Raw genomic sequence first — 6,362 nt, forward strand, 5'->3', positions numbered from 1 at the left:
CCGGTCGCGCGGCGCGCGGCGGGCGCCGTCTCCGGCATCGGCATCGCCTACCCGGCGCCGCGCGGGGCGCACCGGCTGACCGGGCGGCGCGCCCCGGACGTCCCGCTGGCGGGCAGCCCCGGCCGGCTGCACGAACTTCTCGGCGACGGGCGGTTCGTGCTGGTCGTCGCGGCGAACGACCCGGCCGTCACCTATCTGGCGACCAAGCGGTGGGCGGGCCGCGTGCACTGTGCGCTCGCCGGCGGCGCGACTCCGACGACGGCGCTGGTGCGCCCGGACGGCTACATCGCGTGGGCCACCGACGAGACCGCGCCGGACCTGCGGGCCGCCGAGATCCGCGACGCCCTGAGCCACTGGTGCGGGCAGCCCGCCGACCGGACCGTCCACGAACCGCACCGCCTCGGGAGCGTCCCGGGCGAGGACAAGGAGCGGAGGAGCTGACAGGGCAGGCCGGCGCCCGCGATCGGCCGCACCGGCCCGAGACCGCCGCCCTCGTCGGCCGGATCCCGCTGCTCCGCGACCGCGCCGTCCGCGGGCAGCCCGCGCGGCGGCGGCTAGTAGCGGCGTTCCTCGCGGCCGTAGCCGAGCTGCTCGGCGACGTCGGCGACGTTCTCGTACTCGCGTTTGGGCAGCGTCCGCAGCAACTCGACCGCGTCGTCGGGTGCGCCGCCCTCGGCGGCGTGCCGGACCAGCTCGTTCGGGCGGGCCGGGTACCGGACCCCGGTGAGCATCCGGGCGAGGGCACTGCGGCCCGCGACGTCCCGCGCGCTCATCCCGGGCGGGGAGCCCTCGCGCGCGTGGGCGCCCAGAGCGGCCGGGTCCGCGGGGTGGTCGTTGGAGAACGGCTCGGTCTCCCTGAACTCCTCGGCGTGCGTGGGATGCCCGCCGCGGACCATGCCCCGCGTCTCGTGGCCGATCTCGTCGTCGAGCTTCGGGCCGTGCTTGTCGCTCTGGTCCGGCATCGTTCGTCCTCCCTGCGCGCCTACGGTCAGAGCGTTCCCGGGCCGCCGCACCCAAACATGCGCCGATCCGGTGAACCCGGCAGAGCGCCCATCTCGGTAGGGGCCCTATGATCCGGGCGGAGTGAGGACGCGCGGCAGGGGGAGGCACGCGGTGGCCGGACACATGACGCCCGAGGAGTTCCGCCGGTACGGCCGGCAGGTCGTCGACTGGATCGCCGACTACCAGGAGAAGATCGAGTCCTATCCGGTGCTGTCCCAGGCCGGGCCGGGCGAGGTGCTGAACGCCCTGCCCGCGAGCCCGCCGGAGAAGGGCGAGGGGTTCGACGCCGTCCTCGCCGACCTCGACCGCGTGATCATGCCCGGGATCACGCACTGGCAGCATCCCGGCTTCTTCGCCTACTTCCCGGCCAACGCCAGCGGCCCCGCGATCCTCGGTGACCTGCTGTCGGCCGGGCTCGGCGTCCAGGGAATGCTCTGGGCGACCAGCCCCGCCTGCACCGAACTGGAGACCCGGACGATCGACTGGCTGGCCGAGCTGCTGGATCTGCCCGGCCGGTTCCGCAGCGACGGCACCGGAGGCGGCGTCATCCAGGACTCGGCGTCCAGCGCCGCCCTTGTCGCGATCCTGGCGGCGCTCCACCGCGCGGACGGCGGGGCCGCCGGACGCGACGGCATCACCCGGCGCCACACCCTCTACATCAGCTCCCAGACCCACTCGTCCCTGGAGAAGGCCGCGAAGATCGCCGGGATCGGGGCCGCGAACGTCCGCGTCGTGGACGTCGACCCCGCGACCCTCGCGATGGACCCCGCCCACCTGGACGCGCTGCTCACCGAGGACACCGCCGCGGGCGCGCTGCCGGTGATGGTCTGCGCGACGATCGGCACCACGTCCACCACGGCCGTCGACCCGGTGCCCGCGATCGGCGAGGTCTGCCGCAGGCACGGCGTCTGGCTGCACGTGGACGCGGCCTACGCGGGTGTCGCCGCCGTCTGCCCGGAGTTCCGCTGGGTCAACGACGGGCTCGCCGGGTACGCCGACTCCTACTCCACCAACCCGCACAAGTGGCTGCTCACCAACTTCGACTGCAACGCGATGTGGGTGGCCGACCGGGGACCGCTCATCGGCGCGCTGTCGATCCTGCCGGAGTACCTGCGCAACCAGGCGACCACGTCCGGCGAGGTCATCGACTACCGCGACTGGCAGATCCCGCTCGGCCGCAGGTTCCGCGCGCTGAAGCTGTGGTCGGTGATCCGCTGGTACGGGGCGGAGGGGCTGCGCGAGCACGTCCGCACCGGCGTGCGGCTCGCGCGGGACCTCGCGTCCTGGATCGACGCCGACCCCGGATTCGAGCTGCTGACGCCGCACCCGTTCGGCCTCGTCTGCTTCCGCCCGCGCTGGGACGGCATGCCGGACGAGGAGGCCGACGCGGCGACGCTGCGGCTGATGGAGCGGCTCAACGCGTCCGGCGCCCTCTACCTCACCCACACCAAGGTGGGCGGGCGCGTCCTGCTGCGCATGGCGATCGGCTCGCCCGCCACGCGCGACAAGCACGTGCGGGAGGCGTGGCGCCGCATCCGCGAGGAGGCCGCCGGCTGACCCCCCGAGCGCCGGGCCGGGACGTGGCGGGCCGGGTCAGGAGGACAGGCGCACCATCCGCAGGACACGCCGTACCAGGTTCGCGCCGCTCTCGTCCGGCGCCTCCTGCTCCGCAGCCTCCGCCGCCTCCTCCGCATCGGCGGGGGCGGCGGGCTGCGGCTCCGGCGCGTCACCGGCCAGCTCGTAGGTGACCGGCAGCGACCGCAGGCCGCGGATCAGCGGGGACGAACGCCACGGAAGCTGGTCGGCGGGCAGCGCCAGCCGCAGCGACGACAGCCGCTCGAACAGCCGCTCCACCGCGATCGTCGTGATCGCGGTGGCGAGGTCGCGGCCGAGGCAGGCGTGCGGCCCCGCGCTCCAGGCCAGGTGCGCGCGGGAGCTGTAGATGGGGTCCGGGGCGGTGGACGCGGTGAACGCCGGGTCCAGGTGCGCGGCGGCGGGCGACACCATGACCGGGTCGCCGGCCGCGATCTGGAACCGGCCGAGCCGCACGTCCGCCTTCGCCCACCGGAACGCCAGATTCGCCATCGGCGGGTTCGCGGCCGCCGCCCGGTTGATCACCTCCGGGATCATCCCGGCGGACAGGCTGGCGCGGGCACCGGTCTCGCCGATCAGCACCTCGGTGATGGTGTTGCAGATCAGCGTCCCCGTCACGTCGCCGACCAGCCCGGTCATCATCGACATCTCGCGGGCCAGTTCCTCGGCGGTCAGGTCGGGGGCCGCGGCGAGCAGGTAGGACGGCAGGTCCGCGCCGGGGGCGGCCATCCGCGCCGCGCACACGTCCGCGACCCGGGCGAGCAGCCGGTCCGACGCCTCCCGCGCCTCCGGGCCGGCGTCCATCACCCGCCACAGGTCGATGATCAGTTCGTCGTCGCCGTCCGCCCCGGTGCCGAGCAGCCGCCCGATGACCATCAGCGGCAGCGGGCGCGCGTACTGGGCGGACAGGTCGGCCCAGCCGGCGGGGCCGCTCTCGGCCAGCACGGTGATCAGCTCGTCGGCGTACCGGCGGACGGCCTGCTCCAGCGCCTTCGCCTCCGGCCGGGTACGGTCCTGGAACGGCCGGAGCCCCTCGCTCCAGGCGCTGCGGAGCCGGGTCGAGTCGGCGCCGTCGCGGAACGCCGAGTTGCCGGACTCGACCACCGGCAGCATCGGCCAGTCCGCCGGGACGGAGCCCTCCCGGTACCGGCGCCAGTTCTCCACCCGCCTGCTCCAGATGCCGCGGGTGTCGCGCATGACGTCCAGGGTCTGCGCGTAGCCGATGACGAGCCACGCCGGGACGCCGAGGACGTCCACCGGTGCGACCGGCCCGTACTCCGCGCGCAGCCGCTCGTAGAAGGCCGCGGGACGCGACTCGTAGTCGCGGTTCAGCAGCGGCTGGACGGCGAGCGCGTCCAGTGGCGGGTGGGCGGGGGCGGGGTCTGCCTGCGGTGTCTGGGGCTCCACGGGCACAAACCATAGGAGAGATCGTTTGCCCCTGACATGGTTTGGGGCGGAATCTCCGGAGATGATCTTCCGGTGGGGGCCGGATGGCCGATTCCCCAGGTGGTGTGTGAAGCTGGGGGTGCCACCGACAGAGCTGGAGGTCCGCATGGCCGACTCGTCAGGAGAACCCACGGACGGCGAGGACGACGTGAAGCGCAGGTTCCGGGAGGCCCTGGAGCGCAAGCGCGGAGCGGCGGGCAAGAACGCCGGCGCGGCCGGCAGGAGCGGCTCGAAGGTGCGCGGCGCGCATGAGCGCGCCGATCACCAGCGGCAGTTCCGCCGCAAGAGCGGCTGACCGGGCCGCGCCGACGATGACCCCTGCGCCGCGGGCGCGGGGGTCAGCCGCCGCTCAGCCCCCGTACAGCTTCTTGGAGTAGGTGCCCTCGGAGTAGTACTCCTCCAGCTGCTCCAGGTTCTCCTCGGTGTACTGGACGTCCTTCACGATCCGGGCGTGCGACGGCAGCGAGTCCGGGTTCCAGGTCTCCGGCTTCCACACCTTCGAGCGCATCAGCGCCTTCGCGCAGTGGAAGAAGATCTGCTCGATGTCCACGACCAGGGCGAGCGCCGGGCGGTGCCCCTTGACGACCATCTCGTCGAAGAACGGCGCGTCCCGGACGAGCGTGGCCCGGCCGTTGATCCGCAGCGTCTCGCCGCGTCCGGGGACGAGGAAGATCAGCCCGACGTGCGGGTTGCTCAGCACGTTCATGAACCCGTCCACGCGCCGGTTGCCGGGACGGTCCGGGACGGCGATCGTCGTGTCGTCGATGACGTGCACGAATCCGGGCGGGTCGCCCTTGGGGGAGACGTCGCAGTTGCCGTCCGCGTCGCTGGTGGAGATCAGGCAGAACGGGGACCGGGCGAGCCACTCGCGGTCCCAGGCGTGCAGCGTGACGCGCTCCTTGTCGATCGCCCGCCGCATCGGCGCGCCGAGAAGCTCGCGCAGCTCCGCCGCGGAGGTGATCGCAGTGAACTCGGGGGCGCGCGTCATCGGCGCTCCTTCCACCGGGGAAAACAGAAGATCAGCGTAACCCGGGGGCTTCCCGGGCCTCGGCGGCAGGGGGCGGCGCCGGATCGGTGCCGCGCCGGGAGCGCGGGTCAGCGCCTCGGCGCGTAGCGGCGGACGCCCGCCTCCTCGTGCGCGTCCAGGACGCCCTGGTCGGTCAGGACGTCCAGGTGCGCCTCGATCTCCAGGACGGCCAGCATCCGGCTGAACGCGTCGAGATCGCCGAGCGCGCGCCCGCGGCGCGTCCACGGCATGGCCTCCGCGACCTCGAACGCCGTGCCGCGGCCCGCCCGGACCTGCGCGGCGGCGGCGTCCAGGCGCTGGGCGTGGTGCTCCAGCAGCTCGTCGATCCGGGTGTGGACGCTGGGGCTCACCGGGCCGTGCGCGGGCAGCAGCAGCGTGTCCGGCATGTCGCGGACCAGCCGCAGCGAGTCCAGATAGCTGCGCAGCGGCCTTGGCTCCGGCTCGGTCTCCAGCCCGATCGACGGGGTGATGTGCGGCAGGATGTGGTCGCCCGCGAACAGCAGGCCGGCGCCGGCGTCCCGCAGGACGATGTGGCCGCGCGTGTGGCCCGGTGTGGCGAACACCTCCAGGTCCCGCCCGGTGAGGCCGACGCGTTCCCCGTCGTCCAGCCAGGCGTCCGGCAGCGTGTGCGGGATGTCCCGTTCGGAACGGTCCACATCCAGGGCCGCGATCTCGTCGGCCACGCCGCCCGCGCCGCACCTGCGCAGCATCTCGATCTGGCGGGGATGCAGCCCCCGGCGGACGTCGAACGCCTCGATCGACGGCCGCTCGCCGCGCCCGATCCGGACCCGCGTCCCGAACGACTCGCGCAGCGCGAGCGCCTGCGAGTAGTGGTCCCAGTGCGCGTGCGTGACGAGGAACTGCGCCACGTCGCCGAGCCCGTGGCCGAGCGCGCGGAGGGCCCTCTCCATCGTCGCGCGCGTGTCGGGCATCGCCCAGCCGGAGTCCACGACGACGAGGCCCTCGGCGTCCTCGATGACGTACACGTTGACGGAGTGCAGCGACGGGATGGGCAGCGCCAGCGGGACGCGGTGCACCCCCGGCACCACCGGATGAGCACCCGGCTCGGTCCAGTCAGTCGGCTGCTCCACGACCGGTGCCGTCACCGCGCGCTCCCTTGATTGTCGAATCACGTTCGGATTGAACCTACTTCATCCCGAACATCCGTTCGCCGCCGGGCCCGCGGGCAGACCCGGGTCGGTCTCGGGTCAGTCCCGGCGCGTGTCGCCGCCGGCGCGGCGGGCCTCGGCGGCGGCCGCGCGGGCCTCGCGCGCCGCCTCCTGCGCGCGGTTCC

At 74.0% G+C, this 6,362-nt stretch carries 7 protein-coding genes; 3 read left to right on the plus strand and 4 right to left on the minus strand.

The genetic code is table 11. The annotated features are described in order from the left end of the window. The coding region (locus tag AF1_RS35500) for an aromatic-ring hydroxylase C-terminal domain-containing protein (protein WP_457912013.1) at positions 1-441 on the plus strand (441 nt) is incomplete at its 5' end. A 113-nt stretch (positions 442-554) separates the two neighbouring features. Here AF1_RS35500 and AF1_RS31260 read toward each other — a convergent pair. Then, on the minus strand, positions 555-962 hold the full coding sequence (locus tag AF1_RS31260; RefSeq protein WP_067807636.1) for a DUF2795 domain-containing protein: 408 nt from the start codon (positions 960-962) through the stop codon (positions 555-557). Between the two features lie 151 nt (positions 963-1,113). Between AF1_RS31260 and AF1_RS31265 the strand changes: the two genes are divergently transcribed. Further along, complete coding sequence (locus AF1_RS31265; protein WP_242609067.1) at positions 1,114-2,559, plus strand: aminotransferase class V-fold PLP-dependent enzyme; 1,446 nt, start codon at positions 1,114-1,116, stop codon at positions 2,557-2,559. Positions 2,560-2,595: 36 nt separating this feature from the next. Here the strand turns inward: AF1_RS31265 and AF1_RS31270 are convergent, their stop codons facing one another. Then, a complete protein-coding gene (locus AF1_RS31270) occupies positions 2,596-4,002 on the minus strand; it encodes a cytochrome P450 family protein (RefSeq protein ID WP_067807649.1) in 1,407 nt (468 codons plus the stop codon). A 118-nt stretch (positions 4,003-4,120) separates the two neighbouring features. Here AF1_RS31270 and AF1_RS31275 point away from each other — a divergent pair, with 118 nt between their 5' ends. Beyond that, a complete protein-coding gene (locus AF1_RS31275) occupies positions 4,121-4,336 on the plus strand; it encodes a DUF5302 domain-containing protein (RefSeq protein WP_242609066.1) in 216 nt (71 codons plus the stop codon). A 54-nt stretch (positions 4,337-4,390) separates the two neighbouring features. On the opposite strand, the gene AF1_RS31280 is transcribed toward AF1_RS31275, so the two are convergent. Both AF1_RS31280 and AF1_RS31285 read right to left on the minus strand, forming a co-directional pair. Beyond that, complete coding sequence (locus AF1_RS31280; protein WP_067807644.1) at positions 4,391-5,029, minus strand: pyridoxamine 5'-phosphate oxidase family protein; 639 nt, start codon at positions 5,027-5,029, stop codon at positions 4,391-4,393. Between the two features lie 107 nt (positions 5,030-5,136). Beyond that, positions 5,137-6,174 (minus strand): MBL fold metallo-hydrolase, encoded by a 1,038-nt coding sequence (locus tag AF1_RS31285; RefSeq protein ID WP_067807647.1) that lies wholly within the window; start codon positions 6,172-6,174, stop codon positions 5,137-5,139. Positions 6,175-6,362 lie beyond the last annotated feature (188 nt).

The sequence above is a fragment of the Actinomadura formosensis NBRC 14204 genome, assembly GCF_001552155.1.
Classification (GTDB): domain Bacteria; phylum Actinomycetota; class Actinomycetes; order Streptosporangiales; family Streptosporangiaceae; genus Spirillospora; species Spirillospora formosensis.